General features: G+C 69.4%; 19 protein-coding genes and 3 pseudogenes. 9 read left to right on the top strand and 13 right to left on the bottom strand.

Annotation, left to right across the window (positions count from 1 at the left end; translation table 11 throughout):
* Both BHU15_RS41390 and BHU15_RS18305 read left to right on the top strand, forming a co-directional pair.
* A pseudogene (locus tag BHU15_RS41390) lies at positions 1 to 318 on the top strand (amine oxidase); the annotation flags it as partial.
* 2 nt (positions 319 to 320) lie between these two features.
* On the top strand, positions 321 to 1,138 hold an 818-nt coding region (locus BHU15_RS18305), incomplete at its 5' end, for a flavin monoamine oxidase family protein (protein ID WP_255293141.1).
* A gap of 29 nt (positions 1,139 to 1,167) precedes the next feature.
* Here the strand turns inward: BHU15_RS18305 and BHU15_RS18300 are convergent.
* The gene (locus tag BHU15_RS18300; protein WP_069628175.1) at positions 1,168 to 2,544 is read right to left on the bottom strand and encodes a uracil-xanthine permease family protein; all 1,377 of its coding nucleotides are present in this window, start codon (positions 2,542 to 2,544) and stop codon (positions 1,168 to 1,170) included.
* 222 nt (positions 2,545 to 2,766) lie between these two features.
* On the opposite strand from BHU15_RS18300, the gene BHU15_RS40155 reads away from it, so the two are divergent.
* Complete coding sequence (locus tag BHU15_RS40155) at positions 2,767 to 2,940, top strand: hypothetical protein (RefSeq protein ID WP_171908391.1); 174 nt, start codon at positions 2,767 to 2,769, stop codon at positions 2,938 to 2,940.
* A gap of 143 nt (positions 2,941 to 3,083) precedes the next feature.
* Here BHU15_RS40155 and BHU15_RS18295 read toward each other — a convergent pair whose 3' ends face one another.
* The 5 genes from BHU15_RS18295 to BHU15_RS18275 all read right to left on the bottom strand — a co-directional run bounded on the left by BHU15_RS18295 (position 3,084) and on the right by BHU15_RS18275 (position 9,274).
* On the bottom strand, positions 3,084 to 3,398 hold the full coding sequence (locus BHU15_RS18295) for a DUF4387 domain-containing protein (RefSeq protein ID WP_069628174.1): 315 nt from the start codon (positions 3,396 to 3,398) through the stop codon (positions 3,084 to 3,086).
* A 4-nt stretch (positions 3,399 to 3,402) separates the two neighbouring features.
* Positions 3,403 to 4,764 (bottom strand): acyclic terpene utilization AtuA family protein, encoded by a 1,362-nt coding sequence (locus BHU15_RS18290; protein ID WP_069628173.1) that lies wholly within the window; start codon positions 4,762 to 4,764, stop codon positions 3,403 to 3,405.
* A 45-nt stretch (positions 4,765 to 4,809) separates the two neighbouring features.
* Entirely contained in the window at positions 4,810 to 6,093 is a 1,284-nt protein-coding gene (locus tag BHU15_RS18285; protein WP_069628172.1) for an MFS transporter, read from the bottom strand.
* A gap of 99 nt (positions 6,094 to 6,192) precedes the next feature.
* The gene (locus BHU15_RS18280) at positions 6,193 to 6,909 is read right to left on the bottom strand and encodes a GntR family transcriptional regulator (RefSeq protein WP_069628171.1); all 717 of its coding nucleotides are present in this window, start codon (positions 6,907 to 6,909) and stop codon (positions 6,193 to 6,195) included.
* A gap of 130 nt (positions 6,910 to 7,039) precedes the next feature.
* Entirely contained in the window at positions 7,040 to 9,274 is a 2,235-nt protein-coding gene (locus BHU15_RS18275) for an MMPL family transporter (RefSeq protein ID WP_069628170.1), read from the bottom strand.
* Positions 9,275 to 9,389: 115 nt separating this feature from the next.
* Between BHU15_RS18275 and BHU15_RS18270 the strand changes: the two genes are divergently transcribed.
* Positions 9,390 to 10,010 (top strand): TetR/AcrR family transcriptional regulator, encoded by a 621-nt coding sequence (locus BHU15_RS18270; protein ID WP_069628169.1) that lies wholly within the window; start codon positions 9,390 to 9,392, stop codon positions 10,008 to 10,010.
* Here BHU15_RS18270 and BHU15_RS18265 read toward each other — a convergent pair.
* Entirely contained in the window at positions 9,977 to 10,858 is an 882-nt protein-coding gene (locus BHU15_RS18265; protein WP_069628168.1) for an MBL fold metallo-hydrolase, read from the bottom strand. The genes BHU15_RS18270 and BHU15_RS18265 overlap by 34 nt on opposite strands.
* A gap of 266 nt (positions 10,859 to 11,124) precedes the next feature.
* On the opposite strand from BHU15_RS18265, the gene BHU15_RS18260 reads away from it, so the two are divergent.
* Positions 11,125 to 12,030, top strand: coding sequence for a LysR family transcriptional regulator (locus BHU15_RS18260; RefSeq protein WP_069628167.1), 906 nt, complete (start codon positions 11,125 to 11,127; stop codon positions 12,028 to 12,030).
* Positions 12,031 to 12,138: 108 nt separating this feature from the next.
* Here the strand turns inward: BHU15_RS18260 and BHU15_RS18255 are convergent, their stop codons facing one another.
* Positions 12,139 to 13,260: an MFS transporter gene (locus BHU15_RS18255; RefSeq protein ID WP_438284966.1), complete on the bottom strand. Its 1,122-nt coding sequence runs from the start codon at positions 13,258 to 13,260 to the stop codon at positions 12,139 to 12,141.
* A 117-nt stretch (positions 13,261 to 13,377) separates the two neighbouring features.
* Here BHU15_RS18255 and BHU15_RS18250 point away from each other — a divergent pair, with 117 nt between their 5' ends.
* On the top strand, positions 13,378 to 13,881 hold the full coding sequence (locus BHU15_RS18250; protein ID WP_069628165.1) for a GntR family transcriptional regulator: 504 nt from the start codon (positions 13,378 to 13,380) through the stop codon (positions 13,879 to 13,881).
* 39 nt (positions 13,882 to 13,920) lie between these two features.
* On the opposite strand, the pseudogene BHU15_RS18245 reads toward BHU15_RS18250, so the two are convergent.
* The 4 genes and pseudogenes from BHU15_RS18245 to BHU15_RS18230 all read right to left on the bottom strand — a co-directional run bounded on the left by BHU15_RS18245 (position 13,921) and on the right by BHU15_RS18230 (position 17,676).
* A pseudogene (locus BHU15_RS18245) lies at positions 13,921 to 15,338 on the bottom strand (mycothione reductase).
* Between the two features lie 48 nt (positions 15,339 to 15,386).
* Positions 15,387 to 16,166: an SDR family NAD(P)-dependent oxidoreductase gene (locus BHU15_RS18240; protein WP_069628164.1), complete on the bottom strand. Its 780-nt coding sequence runs from the start codon at positions 16,164 to 16,166 to the stop codon at positions 15,387 to 15,389.
* A 148-nt stretch (positions 16,167 to 16,314) separates the two neighbouring features.
* Positions 16,315 to 16,596, bottom strand: a complete 282-nt coding sequence (locus BHU15_RS18235; protein ID WP_069628163.1) for a hypothetical protein — start codon at positions 16,594 to 16,596, stop codon at positions 16,315 to 16,317.
* A 123-nt stretch (positions 16,597 to 16,719) separates the two neighbouring features.
* Positions 16,720 to 17,676, bottom strand: a complete 957-nt coding sequence (locus BHU15_RS18230; protein ID WP_079128217.1) for a LysR family transcriptional regulator — start codon at positions 17,674 to 17,676, stop codon at positions 16,720 to 16,722.
* A 218-nt stretch (positions 17,677 to 17,894) separates the two neighbouring features.
* Between BHU15_RS18230 and BHU15_RS18225 the strand changes: the two genes are divergently transcribed.
* The 3 genes and pseudogenes from BHU15_RS18225 to BHU15_RS18215 all read left to right on the top strand — a co-directional run bounded on the left by BHU15_RS18225 (position 17,895) and on the right by BHU15_RS18215 (position 20,934).
* Entirely contained in the window at positions 17,895 to 18,929 is a 1,035-nt protein-coding gene (locus tag BHU15_RS18225) for an alcohol dehydrogenase catalytic domain-containing protein (RefSeq protein WP_247748832.1), read from the top strand.
* A gap of 59 nt (positions 18,930 to 18,988) precedes the next feature.
* Positions 18,989 to 20,101 carry a flavin monoamine oxidase family protein gene (locus BHU15_RS18220; protein WP_069628160.1) on the top strand — a complete coding sequence of 371 codons (1,113 nt, stop codon included), beginning with the start codon at positions 18,989 to 18,991 and terminating at the stop codon, positions 20,099 to 20,101.
* A gap of 107 nt (positions 20,102 to 20,208) precedes the next feature.
* A pseudogene (locus BHU15_RS18215) lies at positions 20,209 to 20,934 on the top strand (ZIP family metal transporter).
* Positions 20,935 to 21,069: 135 nt separating this feature from the next.
* Here BHU15_RS18215 and BHU15_RS18210 read toward each other — a convergent pair.
* Positions 21,070 to 21,543, bottom strand: a complete 474-nt coding sequence (locus tag BHU15_RS18210) for a cytidine deaminase (protein ID WP_069628159.1) — start codon at positions 21,541 to 21,543, stop codon at positions 21,070 to 21,072.
* Between the last annotated feature and the right edge of the window lie 43 nt (positions 21,544 to 21,586).

The following is a 21,586-nucleotide window of genomic DNA, read 5'->3' as shown; positions in this document are numbered from 1 at the left end:
CCCTTGCCCCCGGCACCCCTTCGACGGTCGTGGACCTCAAGGGCGAGTCGCACTACGCCCGGACGATCGACGACCTTCCGCAGGTCTACCGCGACGTCATGGCCGCCTGGAACACCTGCCTGGAGGAGGGCGCCGACTTCTCCGACATGAACCGCGCCATGCGCGAGCGTGACGTGCCGCGCATCCGGGAGATCTGGGCGCGGCTGGTGGAGAAGCTCGACAACCAGACCTTCTACGGCTTCCTCTGCGACTCCGAGGCCTTCAAGTCCTTCCGGCACCGCGAGATCTTCGGCCAGGTCGGCTTCGGTACGGGCGGCTNNGCGAGCCGCGCGGCGCCGTGACCCGGCTGCACCGCACGGCGGGCAACCGGATCACCGTCACCGACGCATCGGGGGACATCCGGACCTACCGCGCCGCCGTCTTCACCGCGCAGTCCTGGCTGCTGCTTTCGAAGATCGACTGCTCCGACTCGCTCTTCCCGATCGACCACTGGACGGCGATGGAGCGTACCCACTACATGGAGTCGTCCAAGCTGTTCGTGCCGGTGGACCGGCCGTTCTGGCTGGACGAGGCCGTCGACGACCAGGGCAACCCGACCGGCCGCGACACGATGTCGATGACGCTCACCGACCGGATGACCCGCGGCACCTACCTGCTGGACAACGGGCCCGACAAGCCGGCCGTCATCTGTCTCTCGTACACCTGGTGCGACGACAGCCTGAAGTGGCTGCCGCTGTCGGCGAACGAGCGGATGGAGGTCATGCTGAAGTCGCTCGGCGAGATCTATCCGAAGGTGGACATCCGCAGCCATGTCATCGGCAGCCCGGTGACGGTCTCATGGGAGAACGAGCCCTATTTCATGGGCGCGTTCAAGGCGAACCTGCCGGGGCACTACCGCTACCAGCGCCGCCTGTTCACCCATTTCATGCAGGACCGGCTGCCCGCCGACAAGCGCGGGATCTTCCTGGCGGGCGACGACATCTCGTGGACCGCGGGGTGGGCGGAGGGCGCCGTACAGACCGCGCTCAACGCCGTGTGGGGTGTGCTGACACACTTCGGCGGCGCCACGGACGCGACGAATCCGGGGCCGGGCGACGTCTACGACGAGATCGCGCCGGTGGAGCTGCCCGAGGACTGAGCCGTACGGCCTCGGTCCTCCCCGTACCCTCAGTCCTTGCTGTCGTACGTCGACGTACCGGAGTCCAGCAGCGGTCCTTCGCCCTTCAGATGCGGCGGGGCGAAGGCGCGCAGCACGTGGTAGCCGACGATGACCACCAAGGTGCCGAGCGCGATGCCGCCGAGTTCGAAGCTGTCGGTGAACTTCAGGCTCACCCCGCCGACTCCGATGATGATGCCCGCGGCGGCCGGCACCAGATTCAGCGGATTACGCAGATCCACCCCGGCGTTGATCCAGATCTGCGCGCCGAGCAGACCGATCATGCCGTAGAGGATGACGGTGATCCCGCCCAGCACACCGCCGGGAATCGCCGCCACGACGGCGCCGAACTTCGGGCAGAGTCCGAAGAGCAGGGCGAAGCCGGCCGCCGCCCAGTACGCCGCCGTGGAGTACACCCGGGTCGCGGCCATCACGCCGATGTTCTCGGAGTACGTGGTGTTGGGCGGCCCGCCGACGGCGGTGGAGAGCATCGAGGCGGCGCCGTCGGCGGCGATCGCCGTGCCCAGCTTCCCGTCGAGCGAGTCACCGGTCATCTCGCCGACGGCCTTCACATGCCCCGCGTTCTCCGCGATCAGCGCGATCACGACCGGGAGCGCGACCAGGATCGCCGACCACTCGAAGCTCGGCCCGTGGAAGTCCGGCAGACCTATCCAGTCGGCCTTCCCGACCAGGGACAGATCCAGGCGCCAGTGGTCGACGGCCTCCGCGCCGCCCGCCGGTGAGTGGATCTTGCCGAAGACCCGGTCGAAGAGCCAGGAGACGCCGTAGCCGAAGAGCAGACCGAGGAAGATCGCGATACGCGACCAGAAGCCGCGCAGGCAGACCACGGCCAGCGCCGTGACCACCATCACCAGCAGCGCGGTCCACTGGTCCTGCGGCCAGTACGTCTTGGCGGAGACCGGCGCCAGATTGAACCCGATGAGCATCACGACCGCGCCCGTCACGACCGGCGGCATCGCGGCGTGGATGATGCGGGCGCCGAAGCGCCGTACCGCCAGCCCCGAGAGGAACAGCGCGACGGCGACGACGAACACCGCGCCGGTCACGGTGGCGCTGTCGCCGCCCGACGCCCGGATGGTGGCGGCGACCCCGACGAAGGAGAGCGAACAGCCGAGATAGCTCGGCACCTGGCCGCGCGTGGCCAGCAGGAAGATGACCGTCGCGACACCGGACATCATGATCGCGAGGTTGGGGTCGAGTCCCATCAGGACGGGCGCGACGAACGACGCGCCGAACATCGCCACCACGTGCTGGGCGCCGAGTCCGGCCGTACGGGGCCAGGAGAGCCGTTCGTCGGGGCGTACGACGGCGCCGGGCGCGGGCGTGCGCCCGTCGCCGTGCAGGGTCCAGCGCACACCGAGCTTCATCAGGATGGCTCCACTTCCGAATACGGGGCCGAAAAGATACCGGTCGAAAAGATCAGGTCATGGTATGGCCTGCGGTCCGGCGGTCTAGGCTCGCCTCCTCTGGAGGTTCTGCTACCTGAATCCGGTCCGGGGCATTGTCCGTTGGAGTCGGGATGCCTCTACGCTCACAGCTCGCATGGTCCTGTTCATGAACATCATTCACATACGTGATGGGAGTGCTGGATGCGGAGCAGAACCCGACGGCGTCTCGGCGCCCTGCTCGCCTCCTCGGCGGCCCTGGCCGCTGTCCTCGTACCCACGACCTCGTCGTCCGCCACGCCGGCAACCGCCGCCACCTACGCCAAGCCCGCCACGCCCGCCACGGTGGTGATCAACGGTGTGGGATCTCCCTACTGATGTCATAGCTCAGCACCGTGACCTGCTGACTTCAACTTGTCTCACGCCGATGGACCCGCCGCTTGTCTCACGGCGGGCGTCGCATCCTCAGCGTGGCCGTCCCCACGAGCGAGCATCACTGTGCTGCCGGCCACCGCGCTTCGTCAGTCCGCGGCGACCTCCATGTCCATGAGGGGGGCGTACTGCTGGCCGGCGTAGCAGTCGGTGTCGTGCAGGTCTCCCTGGACGGTCGGGCGGGGCAGGGACACCTTCACGGCGAGGGCCAGGGGATGGTTGACGACGAGGATCTGTTCGGGGTCGGCGTCGTAGAGCGCGGCGAACAGGTCCTTGTTGAGGAAGCCGGTGGCGACGAGCGCCTCGTAGGCACCTTGGTCGTGGCACATGAAGTCGAAGGTGAGGGTGAAGGGTCCGGCGTTCTTGGAGCGGACGAGGGAGCAGTAGTCGAGCAGGGTGGCCATGGGATCACAGCTCCTCGGTGGTGGTGCGGAAGAGCTCGGTGGGGGTGACGCCGGTGGCGACGTGGTTGAGGGTGAAGCGGTACAGGGGGCCGCGGTCCATCTCGGGCGGGGAGTAGGGATAGGCGAGCGTGGAGACCAGGCCGTCGTACTCGGCGATCGGCAGGTGGCTGCTGGCGTGGGCGACGAAGGTGGCGATGGCGTGGGCGGTGTCCTGGTCGGGTGCGGTGACGGTGATGAGGACGCCGAGTTCGCGGGGCGTGAGCGGGTCGGGTTCGTGGCCGGCGAGGACGGCGCCGTTGCCGTAGAGGCGGTAGTCGATGTCGATGTCGGAGGGGTCGACGTGGCCGTCGAACACGTCGAGGATCTTGGCGTCGAAGTACTGCTTGGCCATCGGCAGGAGCTTGGGCAGGGTGTCGATGACGACGCGGTCGCGGACGCCGCCGATGATGACGGTCTGGTGGCCGACGAGTTCGGCCCCTTCGAGCTTGTTGGTGTAGCCGTCGGCGGGAAGGTAGCGAGCACCGCGCACGCGGACGGTCTGGTCGTCGACCGTCTCGTACGTGGCGTCGGTGGTGTCCAGTACGCCGGAGGGCTCGGCGATGTGGAACGGGTCGGCGTTCTCGTACAGGGTGTGCGCGGCGACCGACCGTGGGGTGAGGCGGCTGCCGGCGGCCAGGGTGGTGACGTCGAAGTGGTCGTCGCGCAGTGTGACGAGGAGTCCGTTCGCGGAGGGCGGGATCGCGCAGGCAGCGCCGCATTCGATGGTCTTGGCCATGTGCCAGGTCAGGCCCGGATCGGATCCGCGCAGGTGGGGCAGGGCGGCGAACAGGGCGGTGTCGCTGGCCCGTCCGGCGAGGATGACGTCGCAGCCGGCATCGAGGGCTTCCTGGATGGGTTCGACGCCCATCATCGCGACGGTGTGGCTGCGTTCGAACAAGTCCCGGTCGATTGCGGGCGCGTTGGCCAGCGGCCGGATCCTGCCGGCGTCGTGGAGGTGCTGGAGGCGGTCGGCGGGCTGGTCGGAGTAGATCAGGCCGAGCCTGAAGTGCAGGTTCTCCTCGGCGGCGAGCGTACGCGTGATGTCGGCGACCCAGTCGACTCCGGTGTCGCGGCCGGAGGTGCCGCAGGAGCCGATGATCAGCGGGACGCCGATCCGGTCACGTGCTTTGAGGAGCAGGCGCAGGTCGCGGGTGACGGCCTGTGCGGAGAGCTTCGGGGTGCCGGAGCCGAGGGCGGCGGGGCCGGAGTCGGTGGAGCCGGCGTCGCAGGCGATCACGTCCGGGCGGGCGGCGACGCCGCGTTCGAAGGCGTCGGCGTCGAATCCGGCGCCGAGGGCGCCTGTGGGGGCCAGGATGCGCAGTTCCATGGGTGGTGCCTTTCGAGGCGCGTTGTGGAGCAGAGTGTCGAAGAGTCAGGCGGTTGCGCGGTCGGGGGCGTGGCGGGCCAGGCGGGTGAAGACGGCGAAGGTGACGCAGGCGAAGACGGCGGCGTTCAGCAGCATGTAGCGCCAGCTGGTGAAGTCGATCGTGGTGCCGAGGATGGCCGGACCGAGGGCCATGCCGGAGGCCGAGGCGATCGTGTAGAGGGCGGTGTAGGTACCCAGGACCTTCTGGGACGGAGCCAGGTTCCACAGTGCGACGAGGGCGTTGACCGCGAACGAGGCGTACCCGAGGGACGAGAGGATCATCGACGCGATCGTGCCGGGCACGCTGGGCCACGCGAAGCCGACCAGGAGTCCGGCGATGAACAGGGCAACTCCGTAGCGCATGGCGCGCAGTTGGCCGAGCCGGTTGGAGAGGTAGGCGATCGGCAGCACGCACAGGAGGAAGGCGACGGCGCCGGGCAGGGACAGGCCGCCGGCCTCGCCGCGCGACAGTCCGAGGACCTGTGTGCCGTAGGGGGTCATGAGGGAACGCAGCGCGGACCACATGCCGGCGAAGCAGAAGATGCCGATCATCAGCAGCAAGGTTGGGCTGGACGGGGAGCGCAGCGCGTCTTTGAGCACGGCCCAGGGGGTGGTGAACTCGGGTTCGTCCGCGGTCTGTTCCTCGGGCAGTAGCGTGTCGCTGTGGCGGCGGCCGAGGAAGGCCCAGGAGAGCCCCAGCATGATCAGCATCAGCAGTGGCGGGATGGCGAAGGCGAGGTGGAGGCTGCGGTCGACGACGAGAAGGCTGATCAGTGAGGAGACGACGATGGTCAGACTCACGCCGGCCTTGATGAAGCCCTGGGCCTTGCTGCGGTTGCCCGGCGTCACGTAGTCGGAGACGAGAGTCTCGGTGACGCCCTTGAACGCGTTGGCGACCGCGGCGAATCCCACCACGCACACCAGCAGGGCCGGCAAGTTGGTGGCCCAGGGGATGAGGGCGAACGGCACCGTGGCGATGGCCGCGCCGATCAACACGATGGGCCACCGGCCGGTGCGGCGGCGGGCGAGTTTGTCGGAATAGAATCCGACTGAGGGCTGGGTGAAAATTCCCCAGGAGTGGTCCAGGCCCATGATCAGGCCGATCACACCCGCCGAGGAGAAGTAGTTCCGCAGCTGCTCGGGGACCTGGGCGTCGTAGAAGTTCCAGACCGCTTCCTGCGCGAAGACGGCGAGAACCACCCACAGCACCGCGCTGCGATTGATGCGCCCGCTGAGGGCGGGGGCTGAGGTCGGGGCCGCGCTGGCGGCGGGCAGGGAATCGGACGTCATAACGGCTCCTGTGCCACATGCTATAGCAAGAGGGGTGCCAATTTTCCGTCGGCGTGTCCCGACGCCGGATGACGGACAGGCAGCTAGCTGGAGGGTGGGTCAGGTGCTGGAAAGCTGGACCAGCGCGGCGCGGTGATGCCGTGCGGCGAGTTCCTCGGCCCGGTCCTCGTCCCGCTCCAGGAGGGCGTCCAGCAGTTCGCGGTGCTCGCGGTAGCGAGCACGGAAGGCTTCGCCCCGCTCGGGCACGATCTTCATGGTGAGGTCGAGCCGTTCCTCGTCGCTGAAAGCGCGAGCCTGAGCCAGCAGGCCCTCCAGGACGGGGTTGGCAACGCATGCCTCCACTTGGTGGTGGAAGAGGCGCAACTTGCGGAAGACGGCCGTCAATTGGTCGGCGACGTCGGCTTCCGGGCCCTGTGCGGCGACGGCATTCTCGATGTCGGCCACGATCAGGTCGGTCTGCGTGAGCAGGGCGACCAGGCCGGTGAGCTGCTCGGCGGTGGCGTTGCGTGCTGCCAGGCGAGCCATCAGTGCAGACAGGCGCACCTCCGCCTCCACGATCTCGGAGCGGGCCGCCGTGGAGTGATCGGCGATGCGCAGGGAACGCGGACCGGCCCGTTCGACGACCTTCTCGTGCACCAGCTGACGCAGTGCCTCACGGATCGGGGTGGGGCTGACCCCGAGCCGCGAGGCGAGATCACGTTCGGTGATCTTCTCGCCCGGCCGCAGGACGCCCTCGCGGATCGCGGACCGCAGCCGCCGGTAAGCCTGGTCCGCCAGTGATGTGGTCTCCATGGGGCCGAGGGCGCCTGTACTCATGTGACCAGAATGACGCCCGCTATAGCAAACAGTCAATGGATCTCATGCAAGTCGTCCATGTCGCGGGTATGGACAACGAGCGCAGAGAAGGGCCCCGCACGCCGACACGCGGGGCCCTTCGGTCTGGGGGTCAGCCGCGTTCGGCCGGTGCGAGCGGGTGCAGGTCGAGGCTCTCATTTTCCGGGGAGCGGGGGGTCTGGGTGAGGCGGGCGCCCTCGATGTCGAGGTCGGGCAGGCGCCTGCGGAGCCAGGCCGGCAGCCACCAGGCGGCGTGCCGGGTCAGGGCGAGGACTGCGGGGACGAGGGTCATGCGGATGATGAAGGCGTCGATGAGGACGCCGAGGGCGAGAGCGAAGGCGATCTGCTTGAGGATCATCGACTCGCTGTGCACGAAGGCGGCGAACACCGACACCATGATGAGGGCGGCTGCGGTGACGACGCGGGCGCTGTGGCGGGCGCCCTGGTGGATGGCGTGGAGGGGGCGCCGGGTGTGGGTGTAGGTCTCGTGGATGCGTGAGACGAGGAAGACCTCGTAGTCCATGGCGAGGCCGAACAGTACGGCCATGACGACGACGGGCAGGAACGAGGCGATGGGGGTGGCGCCGTCGGCGCCGATCAGGCTCTGCAGGTGGCCGTTTTGGAAGACCGTGACGGTGGCGCCGAAGGTGGCGGCGATCGACAGCAGGAATCCGAGTGCGGCCTTGAGCGGTACGACCAGGGAGCGGAAGACCACCAGCAGAAGAAGGAGGGAGAGTCCGACGATGACCGCGCCGAAGGGGACCAGGGCGGAGGAGAGCTGGCTGGAGACATCGATGGACACCGCGGTCTTGCCGGTGACTTGGATCGAGGCTCCGGTCTCCTTCGCCATCGTCGGTTCCTTGGTGCGGATCGTGGTCACCAGGTCTTCGGTGGCTCGCGTGTCGGGTGCGCTCTGCGGGACCACCTGGATGATCGCGTAGTTGCCGGCCGCATTGAGCGCCGGGGGCGCAACGGTGGCCACGTTGTCGAGCTTCTTGAGGTCCCCGGCGATCGCTTGTGCAGCTTCCCGGGGGGCGTCGGAGCCGCGGGTGTCCGCCAGTACGATCAGCGGGCCGTTGAAGCCGGGCCCGAACGCCGTGTCGATTGTGTCGTACGCCGCGCGCTGCGAGGTGTGCGCGGGGGCGGAACCGTTGTCGGGCAGGGCAAGAGTGAGGTCTTTCGCCGGCCAGGCCAGTGCGCCGAGCGCGGCCAGGACCGCGAGGACGGTCAGCCACGGCTTGGCTGTGGCAAGTCGCACCCAGCGTTCGCCTGCGTTGGCGGCCTTCTCGGTGCCGGCGGCGGCCGCCTGCTCGCGGTGTGCGGCCCGAGAGCCGCTCTTCGGCGCGAGACGGTGTCCGGCGAATCCGAGGATCGCGGGCAGCAGCGTGAGGGCGACGGCGACCGCGGCCACGACCGCGAGGGCGCCTGACAGACCCATGACGGTCAGGAACGGGATTCCGACCACGGACAGACCGGCCAAGGCGATGACGACGGTCAGGCCCGCGAAGACCACAGCCCCGCCCGCGGTTCCGGCGGCGAGCCCCGCGGCGTGTTCCGGGTCGTCGCCCTGAGCGAGCTGGGAGCGGTGACGGGTGACGATAAACAGGGCGTAGTCGATGCCGACCGCAAGACCGATCATCAGCGCGAGAGTGAGGGCGGTGGAGGAGATGTCGGCGACGCCGGTCAGTGCCAGCACCCCGGCCACCCCTGCAACGACACCCACCAGCGCACTCAAGAGCGGCATCCCCGCGGCCAGCAGCGAGCCGAACGTGATAGCCAGCACGATCACGGCGACCGCGACACCGATCAGGTCCTGAGCGCCGGGCTGCGCGCCGCCCCCACCGAGCGCTGCACCGCCGAGGTCGACGTCCAGGCCGGCGGTGCGGGCGGGCTGGGCCGCGGCGTCGAGCGCATCGAGGCTGCCGGCGTGCAGATCGTCCTTGACGACGGCGTACGAGACCTGGGCGACCGCCACGCGCTGGTCGGCAGAGACGGTGCCGGCCTTCTGCGGCGGCGTGGCCTCGACAACCTGCGGGGCCCTGGCGGCCTGTGCGAGAGCGGCGTCGATCGCCCGGGCGTAGTGGGCCTCGGTCACCGTGTGCCCGGGCGGCGCGCGGAATACCAGCTGGGCGCTGGTGCCCGCTGACCCAGGGAACTGCCGGCCCATGATGTCGAGGGCCTGCTGGGATTCGGAGCCGGGAATGGTGAAGTCGTCGTTCACCTTACCCACCCCGCCGAACAGCGACATTGCCGCGATCGCGGCGGCCAGGACGGCCAGCCAGACGGCGATCACCAGCTGGCGGTGCCGGAAGCTCGCCCGGCCCAGCCGGTACAGAAGAGTGGCCATGGAAGTGCTCCATCGGAAACGGCCGGACACGGTTCCGGCACACGCAAAGTGGCAGTACTGCCACTTTACCTGAAACTGGCAGTACTGCCAGTTTCTGTTTGGGCGGGACGGAGAGATGATCGCGACCATGGAAAGCCCCGGACGCCGCGAGCAGAACAAACAGAAGACCCGGCAGGCCATCGAAGAAGCAGCAGCCCGCCTCTTCGACGAGCACGGATACGCCGACACCACCGTCAGCGCCATCGCCCAGGCGGCCGGCGTCGGCGAGCGCACCTTCTTCCGCTACTTCCCCACCAAGGAAGCGCTCGTCGTCGGTCAGGTCCGTGATCTCATCCCCCGCCTCGCCCAACTGCTGCGCGAGAGGCCCGCTGCCGAGCCCCCCTACGAAGCGATGCGCAACGCCGTCCTCGAGCTCGCCGCCCAGCACGACATCCCGCCCGCCATCTTCACCACCGGCCCGCCCGTACGGCTCGGCCCCGAATCACGCGCCGACCGTTTCCTGCTGGCCGAGCTGGAGGCGCAAGTCACCGACGCCCTGCGGGAGCGCCTGAGCGCGAATGCACCGGATCCGGGCGCGGCGGCTCTGCGTCTCCAGGCCGCGGTGAAAGCCCGGGCAGGTGTCTCCGCGCTGCGGGCACTCTTTGTCCTGAGCGCCGACGAGGAATCCGGGCCCCTGACCGTCGGCCAGTTCGCTGAGCTCGTTCAGGATGCCTTCGCCGCGCTGGAAGGCCCGTAGTAGCAGGGCGGCTTCGTCCGGGCCGGCCGCGTCCCGACCGACGAGGCGCGCAGGCTGACGGCGGTTCGGGCGGTCTGGGGCCAGTCGAGGAGGTCGGCGAGGCCGGCGGCGGCGAAGGCGGCCTGGAGCTCGGCGCGGCCTTCAGTCAGGTGGGCCCAGCCGTCGTAGTGGACGGGAACGACACGGCGGGCACCGAGGAGGCGTGCGGCTTCTGCGGCCTGGGCGCTGTCCAGGACGATGCACTGGTTGTCGTAGAGGCCGGGAAAGCGCGGGGCACCCGCATAGATGATGGCGGTGTCCACAGGGGCGAAGCGGTCGGCGGTCTTTTTGACCTCGTCGAGGGAGGCGTTGTCGCCGCTGATGTAGACGGTGGGCAGGCTCTCCCCGGTGAGGACGAAGCCGATCACCTGGCCGAGGAGGGACTCGACGTCCTCGCGTGGGGCGGGACCGTGGATCGCTCCGACAGCCGTGACGGTGACAGTCCCGCCGTCGGGGCGTTCGATCTCTGCGGACTCGAAGTCGCTCAGGTGCGTGACCCGGCCCCCGAGTTCCTGTCCGGCGCTGGACGTGGTGAGGATGAGTGGGACACCGCTGAGCACGCTCCGGCCGGAAGCGTCGAGGTGGTCGGGGTGCTCGTGGGTGACGAGCGCGACGTCGATGGAGTCGAGATCGGTGGCGTGGCCGTTCGGCGCCTCGGTCTTGGTCACCACTGTGCCGCCGTCGGCGTCAAAGGTGCCCGGAGGGTCGAAGACGGGGTCTGTAAGAAAGCGCAGACCGCCGTATTCGAACACAGTGGTGGCACTGCCGAAGTGACGGATCGGGAAGTTGCCGGCGCCGTGCTGGGACATGGCATGACCTCGTTTCTCACGGTGCCCAGGAGGGGCGCAGCGCTAGGGCCATCCGCGGCGCAGGGAATGCCCTGCTGGTCGCACGGCCGATGCGGTCAAAGCGCAGCGAAAAGCGCAGAGTTCGGGTCGCGGACCTGCGAGCGAGCGGCACCCGCGACGCAAGACCCTTCAAATTATGACAATTCGCTTGCCCTGACATTTACCGTAAGCAGGGCACGCCGGACCCGGGTAGAGGAGATCGGCGAATGCAGATATAGGGGACGGCTATGACCGAACGCTTGAATCTCGAAGGGCTGCGCTACGCGCACGCGGTCGCGGAGGCCAAGTCGTTCAGCGCTGCCGCGCGGGCGTACGGGGTCACTCAGCCCGCCCTGTCGAACGGCATCGCGAAGCTGGAAGAGCGTCTCGGAGGCAAGCTGTTCGACCGCTCCACGCGCGGGGTGACCCAGACCGCGTTCGGGCTGGGGATTCTGCCGCTGATCGGGCAGGCGCTGGTCGCGCTCGACGCAGTGGGAGCGGAGGACAGGCGGCTGACGGAGCCCGGTGAGCAGAAGATCCGGATGGGTGTTTCGCCCCTGATCAGCTCCGGTCTGGTATCCCGCGCGTTCGGGATGGTCCGCGACTTTCCCGCGCCCCGCGAACTCGTACTGCGCGAGGCGAACATGCAGGACCTGCGCGCCTGCCTGCTGGCAAGCCGGCTCGACATCATCCTCATCCCGGCCGTGGCCGCGATGCCGCGCTTCGCGCACCGGGTCGTCGACGTGGAGCCGGTCGTTGTCGTCGGCCCCGACGCCGCTGTAAAGGAGCCGCTCGAGCTCGCTCAGGCCGGCGAGGAGTGCTTCATCCTCGTTGCGGACACCTGCGGGCTGACCACCTTCACCACACAGCTCTTCGAGGCTCACCAGATGCCCTTGCGCACCTATGCGGGAGAAGCGGTCAGCTTTCAGGTCCTGGAGGACTGGGCCAAGCCGGGTCTGGGCTCGGCCATGGTTCCTCGCTCCAAGCTCACCTCACCCGACGTACCACACCGGCCGCTGGTGAATGAGGGGCGCGAGGTGCAGATCTCCTTCGAAGCGGTCTGGAGCGCGGACTCCCCTCTGGCAGCCGACCTTCTGCGCCTCGCCGACAGTCTCGCCGCCACCCGGTGCACCAATACCGTGAGCGTGTCCTAGTGCTGCCATGACGGGACAGACGCGCGGCAAGTACAACCGGCTGCCGGGGCTCAGCCGCCGGTACCGACGCGGGTTCTCCAACTGGCCTTGTCGGCAGGTGTGCCGGGTCTACCGGTGGAAGGCGGTGGCAGCGACGGCGGGCAGGAGGGCAAGGGAGAGGATGCCGCCGAGGAGGGCGAGGGCGGGATAGCTGGCGGCAGCCACCATGATTCCGGAGGTCATGCCACCGGTGGCTCCGGCAATGGCGATGAAGACGTCGACTCGGCCCTGGGCCCTGGCCCGGGTGGCGAGGGGGACGGTGTCGGTGATGATCGCGGTGCCGGACACGAGGCCGAAGTTCCAGCCGATGCCGAGGAGTACCAGGGCGAGGGCGAGGGCGAGGAGCGCGACCGAGTCTGCGGGGGATGCGGCGGCGAGGAGGCCGGCGGCAAGGAGGGTGAGCGCGGACGCCGCGGCGACCTTCATGCGGCCATAGCGGTCGACGAGCCAGCCGGTCAGTGGGGAGGGCAGGTACATGGCGCCGATGTGCAGGGCGATGACGAGCCCGGAGGCCGTGGATCCATGTCCGTGGTCGTGCATGTAGACCGGCGCCATCGTCATGATCGCGACCATGACGAGCTGGCTGACCACCATGACAAGTGCGCCCAGGACCACACCGGTACGGCTGCCGGCCGGGGCGCCGTCGGTGACGTCCGTGGTGGGTCCCGCACCGGTTTCCGCAGTCGCTGTCCGGGACAGGGTGCGTGCCGTCAGCAGGGGGTCGGGCCGCAGCCAGCAGGCGAGGACGAGAGCGGCGAGCAGGTAGGCGAGGCCCGAGAGGAGGAAGGGGCCGGCCAGGTCGGGGATGCCGAGGTGGTCGGCGAATGCGCTGGCGGGGGCAGCGAGGCTGGGGCCGGCGACCCCGCCGAGGGTGGTGGCGACCAGGACGGTGGACACGGCGCGGCCGCGGCGGTCGGGTGTCGCGAGGTCGGCTCCCGCGTAGCGGGCCTGGAGGTTGGTGGCGGTACCGGCGCCGTACACGAACAGGGCGAGGAACAGCAGGACCGGGGTGCCGAGGATGGCGGCGGTGATGACGCCTGCCGAGCCGATGGCGCCGGTGAGGTAGCCGGCGGCCAGGCCGGGGCGGCGTCCGCGGGCCTGGGAGATGCGTCCCACAGCGACGGCCGCGAGCGCGGATCCGGCGGTGAACAGGGCACTGGGCAGGCCGGCGAGGCTGGTGGAGCCGAGCATCTTCTGTGCCAGGAGTGCGCCGACGGTGACACCGGCTGCGAGGCCGGCGCCGCTCAGGGCCTGGGAGGCGACCAGAACGCGCAGGATGCGGCGCTGCGCGTGGGCGGGGTCGGGTGTGTGCGCGGTCGGCTCCAGGACGAAGGCTGGATCACCGTGTATCCCAAGCGGGGCGCGCTGGTGCGGGGGCTGAGCGAGAAGGATGCCCGGGATCTCGCCAGCACTCGCTTCGTCCTCGAGTCGGTGTCAGTGACGGCTGCCGCACCACAGAGCCGCATCGACCTCGCGGACCGGCTGGCAGGCGACCTCGACCTGCACAGGAGTGCGCTGGCCGACGGCGACCTGAAGCGGTTCATCGAGCAGACCGTCGCCTTCCACCGTTGCTTCGTCGAGATCGGCGACAACCAGGTGATGCTGGAGCTCAACGACCGTCTCGCCGACCGACAGCGCTTCCTGCTCTTCAGCCTCGGAGAAAGCCTCCTGGCCCGTTGCCAGGACATCATCACCGAGCACGAGGACCTCGTCGCACGCCTGCGCGAGGAGAACACGGACGGTTTCGTCGAAACGTTGCGCGCACACATCGGCGACACGATCAGCTCCGGACTGCACCGGCTGCACCGGTGACGCCGGCCTGGCAGTGCAGGCGCGCACAGCCGACGTCGCTTATCCCTCAAGCGGCAGGTTGCTGAGTGCTCCCTCGACGACCTCGGGCATGGCCGGGTGGATCCAGTACTGGCCGCGTGCCACAGAGCGGGCGTCCTGACCCAGTGACATCGCCTGGATCAGCGGCTGGATGAGGGTAGACGCCTGCGGGCCCATGATGTGCGCCCCCAGCAGCTTTCCGGTGACAGGGTCGGCAAGCACCTTGGCGAAGCCGGTGGTGTCCTCCATTGCCCAGCCGTACGCGGTGTCGGCGTAGTGGCCCGGCCCACCACATAGCGCGTACCGCCCGCCTTCGCCTCCTGCTCGGTCAGCCCCACGGCGGCGATCTGCGGGGAGGAGAACACCGCGTGCGGAACGTAGCGATGGTCAGTGGTGATCAGGTCGTCCGGGTGCAGGACGTTGTGCATCACCGTCCGCGCCTCCGCGTTCGCCACGTGCTTGCGCATCCACTTCGAGGAGACATCACCCAGCGCCCACACGCCGGGCACCGAGGTGGCCTGCTGCTCGTCGACCTGGATCCGGCCGTCCGGATGGGTGGCCAGACCTCCGGCCGCCGCATCGACCAGGTCGGAGTTGGGGCGCCGGCCGATTGCCACCAGCACCTCGTCGACCACGATCTCTCCCGTACCCTGCGGTCCCTCGAGGTCCAGCACGATCCCGTCATCGCGGCGCCGGGCGCTCACCACTTTTGGGCCCAGGCGTACGTCCCACTGCTGCCCTGCCAGTTCAGTGAAGTGCTGCGCGATCTCCGCATCCTCACGGGCCAACAGTTGGTCGAGCATCTCGACCACGGTGACCTCGACACCGAACGACGAGAACACGTGCGCGAGTTCGGCGGCCACGACGCCACCGCCCACCACGGCCATCCGGCGCGGCAGCCGGTCCATGCTGCGGATCTCGTCACTGGTCAGGAAGCCGACCTCGGCCAGTCCCGGAATCGGCGGCACCACCGGTCGGCTGCCCGCGGCCACCACGACCTGGTCGGCGGTGAGTTCGACGGTTCCCTCCGCAGTCTCCACCTCGAGGCGGCGCTCACCGGTGAAGCGGGCTGTGCCCTCGTAGTGCAGGGTGATGTTGGCACGCTTCTCGTGGCCCTCCAGCCACCAGGCGGACGCCGGGTCGATATGCCGGCCCAGGCGGTCCATGGCGGCCTGCCAGTCGACGCCGCGCAGCTCCAGGTCCACGCCCAGCGCGGCGCCGTGCTGGGCGGCCTGCGCGGTGTCGGCGGTGTGGACCAGCATCTTCGTGGGCACGCAGCCGACGTTGAGGCAGGTGCCGGCGTACTTGTGCAGTGGCCCGACACCCTTGTCGACGATGGCCACCTTCAGCCCGTCGAACCGCTCGTCGAGCACGCCGACGCCCGATCCGGCGCCGATGACGACCAGGTCGAAGTGGCCGCCCTGCTCAGGCGTGTTCATATCTGCTCCTCGCGCGTTCTGGGGTGGTTCCGCCGTGCGGGACGGTTGTCAGTTGCGGCCGGCCATGACGCCGCCGTCGACGTCCCAGATGGCGCCGGTGACCCAGTCCGTCTGGTCGGACAGCAGGAACACCACCGTGGCGGCAATGTCCTGAGGAGTGCCGGTGCGGCCCAGCGGGTGGAAGGAGTTGAAGCCGTCCAGCGCGCTGTCCATCTCGGCCCGGGGGATGAACTCCTCGTAGATCGGCGTGCGCACGACCGCCGGCGCGACGGCGTTGACGCGGATGCCGTACGGCGCCAGCTCCATGCCCAGGTGCTGGGTGAGCGAGTGCAGTGCGGCCTTGGCCATGGAGTACGCCGAGGAAGGCGTCGCGGCCACGGCCTGGTGAGCCCACATGGAGCCGACGTTGACGATGGAACCCTTGGTGCCGCGCTCGACCATGCGCGCGGCAACGGTCTGAGTGATGAGGAAGAAGGCCCGGTTGATGGCCTGGTAGCGGTCGTAGTCCTCGGGCGTGTGCTCCAGGAAGGGCTTGGGCGCGAACACGCCGGCCGCGTTGACCAGCAGGGCCGTGTCGCCGTGGGCGTTCGACAGCTCTTCGCGCAGGCCCTCGACGGCGGCGGGGTCGTTCAAGTCGACGGCGAGAGAGGACGCGTTCGGGCTGGCCAGATCGGCCACGGCCTTCGCCGCGCTCGTCTCGGAGCGGCCGGTGACGACGACGCTGCCGCCGGCGTCCAGAATGTGCCGGGCGATGGACAGGCCCATGCCGCTGGTACCGCCGATGATGACGGCCTTCTTGCCGGTGAGGTCGATGGTGGTGCGGGACATGCCGAAACTCCTGGTGCGAGTGTGAGAGGGAATCGCCGCACGGGTGCCGTGCCGGGACTGCCTCATGAGAGGAGTGACCGTGAGGTCAGCTGGACAGGGGTGGAGGCGAGGAGCCGCCGCGTGAGGTGGGGCGGCCCGTTCGCACCCGTCAGACGGTGTCGTAGATCCGCACCTCGGGGTCGGCGGCCAGCAGCGGTGCCAGGCCGCCGACGACATCCTGCTTGAACAGGGCGCTGTCGAGGTAGGCGCGGGCTTCGGCGACGGCGCTGAAGCCGTGCAGCACCTGTACGTCCTCGTCGCGCACGAGCAGCTGCTTGGACTCGGCGCCCGGGACGGTGTCGAGGAACGGCTGCTTGTACTTCTGGTACACACCGGCCGCCGCGGCCCGGTTTTCTTCCGCCACCTTCAGCGTGATTTCCAGGTAAGCCATGACCCGTCCTTTCTTCGGCATTGCCGCGCGAATTACCGCGGGCGATTCGGATGAGTCAAAAGTAGGCCGCAGCGACGGCATCCGGTAGAGGATCTTCCGTGATGCCGCTATAACCAACCTGCATTACTCAGCAGGCGCGCGCAGCGCGGCGCCTGCTGCCTGCGAAGGGGTCCCGCCACCGGGTTCGGGGTCTGGACCCAGGTGGCAGGCGGAGTCGGCCAGGAAGCCGACGAACTCCTCCAGATCGGCGCCGAGCGGGTTGTCGCGTCCCCAGACGGCCTCGTAGGACATCACCACGGGGGCTCCGCCCCGCACCAGGGGGCGGCAGTTCGCGGCCTTCTGCGTCACTTTGGATTGGGGCAGCAGGGCCGCGCCCACCCCCAGGCGGGCCCATTCGTCCAGGACGCGGTAGCTTGCGGCCTCGCCCGGATAGGTGCGCAGTGGCAGGTCGTTGTCGCGGAACAGCTGTGTGGTGAAGGTGGTCAGGCCGCAGGTGTCGGGCACCAGGATGAAGTCGGCGCCGGCGGTATCGGTGAGTTCCACGGGGCCCTCGGTGCCGGGGGTGACGGCCGGGTCGATGACGACGACGGGCTCGGTGAAGATCGTGTGGTGCCGGTAGGCGGGCATGGGTTCCACCTCGGGCACCAGCAGTACGTCCAGCTCACCGTCCTTGAGAGCGGTACGCAGCAGGTCCAGGTCGGCCTCGCGCAGCACCAGGTCACGCGGGTGACTCAGGCCGCGGGCGGCATTGAAGGCGCAGCCCACCAGGTCCGCGCCGATGAGCGGTGAGACGCCCATGCGGATCGGCCCGACGGCCGGGCTGGTCAGCCGGCGCGCCTCGGTCGTGACGGAGTCCAGCGCTTCCAGGGCGCGGTCGATTATCGGCAGGACATGTGCGCCGTGCGCCGTGGGTGTGACGCCGCGCGGCGAGCGGTCGAACAGCTTGATGCCCAGTTCGGCCTCCAGGCGGGCCACCCCGTTCGACAGGGCGGGCTGGGTGACGCCGTAGTCGCGCGCCGCGGCACTGAATGACTTGGTCCGGGACACGGCCTGCGCGTAGCGCAGCCCTTCGATGTTCATCGTGGACTCCACACCTCTCGGCTACAGCTTCAGGCTATAGCCGCATTCATGATCGTCGTCTACCGGCTGCCGGGTATTCGTCCTACGGTGGGCGAAGTACGCTCCGCCGACCCGGCGGGGTAAGGCAATTTCCACACAGGGGTGCCGCCCGGTGAATTAACCGTACCGCGCAAAATCCACTGGGGAATGCCGCTTCATTTCTGTCAGGAGTGATTGCCGTGTCTGAAACCGACCTTCAGGTGCACCGCGGCGCCCTGGTGACCGAGCCCGGCGGGCCGGTACACGTCGCCCCCGTTTCGCCGCGCGAGCCGGGCCCGGGCGAGGTCCGCCTGAACGTGAAGGCGTCCGGTATCTGCGGAGCGGACGCCGGCATGGCCGCCAATCCGTCGCCCGCCTACGGGTTCCCGATCACCCCCGGGCACGAGGTGGCCGGGGTCGTCGCCGGGATCGGTGAGGGCGTGGCGGGCTGGGAGGCCGGGGAGCGGGCCGGAGTCGGCTGGTTCGGCGGCTCCTGCGGGCACTGCACGGCCTGCCGGTCGGGCGATGTCGTGCATTGCGCCGAGCGGCAGATCCCGGGACTGACCTACCCGGGTGGCTGGGCCACCACCATCACCGTCCCCGCCGCCGCCCTTGTCCGCATCCCCGCCGGGCTCTCCTTCGAGGAAGCCGCACCGTTCGGGTGCGCGGGCGTGACCACCTTCAACGCACTGCGCCACAGCGGGGCCCAGCCCGGCGACCGGGTCGCCGTCCTCGGTATCGGCGGCCTGGGCCACTTCGCGGTGCAGTTCGCCGCCGCCATGGGCTTCGAGACAGTCGCCATCGGCCGCGGCGAGGCCAAGCGGCACACCGCCCTCGAACTTGGCGCCCACCACTACCTCGACACCTCGCACGAGGACGCCGGCAAGGCCCTGCGCGCCATGGGCGGCGCCCGCCTGATCCTGTCCACCGCCGCCAGCAGCAAGCCGCTTGCCGGACTGATCGACGGCCTCACCCCGCACGGCCGGCTCACCGTCGTCGGCTTCGACGGCACACCCCTGGAGCTGCCGCTGGACAAACTGGTGCCGCACGCCCGGCACATCACCGGACACATCACCGGCAGGCCCGTCGACACCGAGCAGGCCATGCGCTTTGCCCTGGCCAGCGGCGTCCGACCGCAGGTACAGACCGCGCCCCTGCAGCAGGCGGCCGACGCCCTGAAGACCCAGCAGGCCGGCCAGGCCCGCTTCCGCATGGTCCTCACCACCGACGGCTGACCATCCCCCACCCACTCCCTGGGCCGTACCTGCGGCCTGAGCAGGAAAGAAATCCGCACATGGCGCACAGCGCACGTCGGTCCGTCGTCGTGATCGGAGCAGGCGCGTCGGGCCTCACCGCGGCGAGCACGCTCGCACAAGCCGGCCATGACGTCGTCGTCCTGGAGGCCCGCGAGCGGATCGGTGGCCGCCTGCTGAGCGCCCCGGCCGCATTGCAGGGCTCCCTCGATCTGGGGGCCACCTGGTTCTGGGACGACGAGCGGCACGTCCGCGCCCTGCTCACAGACTCCGGACTCGGCAGCTTCCCCCAGCACACCACCGGAGACGCCTTCTACCAGGACACGGGCGGCGTGAAACGGCTCGACGGCAACCCGATCGACGCACGCTCCCAGAGGTTCACCACCAGCGCCGCATCCCTCACCGACGCCCTGGCCGCCACGCTGCCCTCCGGCACCCTCCAACTGCGCACCCCGGTCACCGCGATCCGGTCCACCGCGTCCGGCCTGACGGTTGACACACCCCGCTTTGCCATCGACACCGACCACGTCGTCCTCGCCGTCCCGCCCGCACTCGCCCTGGAACGCATCGACTTCGACGGCCAACTCGCCCCGGACCTCGTCCACGTCGCCGAGCAGACCCCGGTGTGGATGGGCGCCGTGGTGAAGGTCGTCGCCGAATATCCCGAAGCGTTCTGGCGCGCCGACGGCCTGGCCGGTGCCGCCTTCAGCCGCACCGGACCACTGCAGGAGATCCACGACATGTCCGGGCCCGAGGGCCGGCCCGCCGCCCTGTTCGGTTTCGCCCACGCGAGCACCGCCCGCACCGCCGGCTCCGGCTTCGGTGCCGCCGTCACCGGTCAACTGGCGCAGCTCTTCGGCCCGCAGGCCGCCCAGCCTCTCGCCCTGCACGTGCAGGACTGGAGCACCGAGCAGTGGACGTCTCCCGCGCAGGTGGCACAACTGGGCGACTACTCCCTCTTCGGCCACCGCCGCTACCAGCACCCCGCCCTGGACGGACGGCTCCACTGGGCCTCCACCGAAACCGCCCGCGGCTACGCCGGCCACATCGAAGGCGCGCTGGCCGGCGGGCAGCGCGCAGCCCACGCCATCCTCCATGCCCTGCCCGACCCGAACGAGGAGCCCGCACAGGCGAAGCCTTCTCTCTCCGCCTGAACCTCACCGCTGACACCGGCCCGGAGAAACCGCCATGTATGAGGCAAATGCCCTGCCGGCGACCCGACCGGCCATGTAGATCACGAAATCCACGAAGGGAGCGAATGATGGCAGTGTTCGTGGCGCTCGGCGCCTTCTTGATGACCCTGGTGGGCGGCTGGACCGCGCAGCGCGTTACCGACCGGCGCCACCTTGTGCTGGGTCTGGCGGGCGGCCTTATGCTCGGCGTGGTCGGTCTCGACCTGCTGCCGGAAGCGCTCTAGGCGGCGGGCGGCCCGGTGTTCGGGGTGCCTGCGGCGCTGCTCCTGTTCGTTGCCGGGTTCCTCGCGGCGCACGTACTGGAACACCTCCTCGCCCAGCGTCAGGCGGCCCACGGCGCGGACGAGCACCCGGACGGACGGGTCCCCGAGATCGGCCTGACGGCCGCCTCCGCGATGGTCGGGCACAGCGTGATGGACGGCGTCGCGATCGGCGCCGCGTTCCAGGTCGGCGGAGGCATGGGGCTGACAGTGGCGCTTGCCGTCATCGCTCACGACTTCGCCGACGGCTTCAACACGTACACGATTACGAGCCTTTACGGGAACGCCCGCCGCAAGGCGATGATGATGCTGTTCGCCGCGGCCCCGGTAGTGGGTGCCGCCTCGACGCTGCTGTTCAGCATTCCGGAGCAGTTGCTCGGCGGCTATCTCGGCTTCTTCGGCGGTGTGCTTCTGTACCTGGCCGCCGCCGAGATCCTGCCCGAGGCCCATCACGAACACCCGGCTCGCTCGACCCTGACCTGCACGGTGGCGGGCGCGGGGTTCATCCGGCTCGTCGTCGGTCTCGCCGGCTGACCTCATACTCTGCCGCACTGATCGACCCGACAGCGGGCGGTACTCGAAGGGCGCGATCCGGCAGCCTCCGGTGAGCTGGACGCCGGCCGGCCAGGCGCCGGGGCGGGCGGTCTCTTCCGGGTGGCCCACAATCGGTCAGGCAGGCGAGATGGGCAGATCTGCCGCGCTGAAGGGCAGGGGCAGCAAGGTGCAGATGTCCATCCGGTAGATCTGCGACAGCGTCAGGTCCGCGCACAGCACCGTCACGTTCCGCTGGGGTCCTCCGGTGACATCGAAGATGCGCTGGCGGCACCCGCCACACGGCGTGACGGGCCGCCCGGGTCCCGTGCTCTGCGGGTCGCCCCCGACCACCGCGATCATGTCGAAGTCACGGACTCCAGCAGTTACAGCAGCGGCCAGTGCCGCGGCCTCGGCACACACACCCAGTGGGAACGAGGACGACTCGAAGAACGTCCCCGTGTAGCAGTCCCCGTTGGCCGCCTGGACGGCTGCTCCGACGTGGAAGCGTGATACGGGATTCAAGGCCCGGGACGCGATCTCCCGGGCCCGCTCCAGCAGACGCTTCTCCGCCCGGGGCAGCTCGCTGGGCGACACGGTGGGATCGAGCATGTGGACCTTCATTTCCAATCAGGTAAGAGCAGTCATCGGGTGG

The sequence above is a fragment of the Streptomyces niveus genome, assembly GCF_001723055.1.
Lineage (GTDB): Bacteria > Actinomycetota > Actinomycetes > Streptomycetales > Streptomycetaceae > Streptomyces > Streptomyces niveus.
The sequence above is the reverse complement of the archived record's forward strand: the minus strand, read 5'-3'. Positions and strand labels throughout refer to the sequence as shown.

Coding starts and splice junctions, on each gene's coding strand:
- BHU15_RS18300 (WP_069628175.1), bottom strand. CDS start 2,544: ATGAAGCTCGGTGTGCGCTGGACCCTGCACGGCGACGGGCGCACGCCC.
- BHU15_RS40155 (WP_171908391.1), top strand. CDS start 2,767: ATGCGGAGCAGAACCCGACGGCGTCTCGGCGCCCTGCTCGCCTCCTCG.
- BHU15_RS18295 (WP_069628174.1), bottom strand. CDS start 3,398: ATGGCCACCCTGCTCGACTACTGCTCCCTCGTCCGCTCCAAGAACGCC.
- BHU15_RS18290 (WP_069628173.1), bottom strand. CDS start 4,764: ATGGAACTGCGCATCCTGGCCCCCACAGGCGCCCTCGGCGCCGGATTC.
- BHU15_RS18285 (WP_069628172.1), bottom strand. CDS start 6,093: ATGACGTCCGATTCCCTGCCCGCCGCCAGCGCGGCCCCGACCTCAGCC.
- BHU15_RS18280 (WP_069628171.1), bottom strand. CDS start 6,909: ATGAGTACAGGCGCCCTCGGCCCCATGGAGACCACATCACTGGCGGAC.
- BHU15_RS18275 (WP_069628170.1), bottom strand. CDS start 9,274: ATGGCCACTCTTCTGTACCGGCTGGGCCGGGCGAGCTTCCGGCACCGC.
- BHU15_RS18270 (WP_069628169.1), top strand. CDS start 9,390: ATGATCGCGACCATGGAAAGCCCCGGACGCCGCGAGCAGAACAAACAG.
- BHU15_RS18265 (WP_069628168.1), bottom strand. CDS start 10,858: ATGTCCCAGCACGGCGCCGGCAACTTCCCGATCCGTCACTTCGGCAGT.
- BHU15_RS18260 (WP_069628167.1), top strand. CDS start 11,125: ATGACCGAACGCTTGAATCTCGAAGGGCTGCGCTACGCGCACGCGGTC.
- BHU15_RS18255 (WP_438284966.1), bottom strand. CDS start 13,260: ATGCTCGGCTCCACCAGCCTCGCCGGCCTGCCCAGTGCCCTGTTCACC.
- BHU15_RS18240 (WP_069628164.1), bottom strand. CDS start 16,166: ATGTCCCGCACCACCATCGACCTCACCGGCAAGAAGGCCGTCATCATC.
- BHU15_RS18235 (WP_069628163.1), bottom strand. CDS start 16,596: ATGGCTTACCTGGAAATCACGCTGAAGGTGGCGGAAGAAAACCGGGCC.
- BHU15_RS18230 (WP_079128217.1), bottom strand. CDS start 17,676: ATGAACATCGAAGGGCTGCGCTACGCGCAGGCCGTGTCCCGGACCAAG.
- BHU15_RS18220 (WP_069628160.1), top strand. CDS start 18,989: ATGGCGCACAGCGCACGTCGGTCCGTCGTCGTGATCGGAGCAGGCGCG.
- BHU15_RS18210 (WP_069628159.1), bottom strand. CDS start 21,543: ATGCTCGATCCCACCGTGTCGCCCAGCGAGCTGCCCCGGGCGGAGAAG.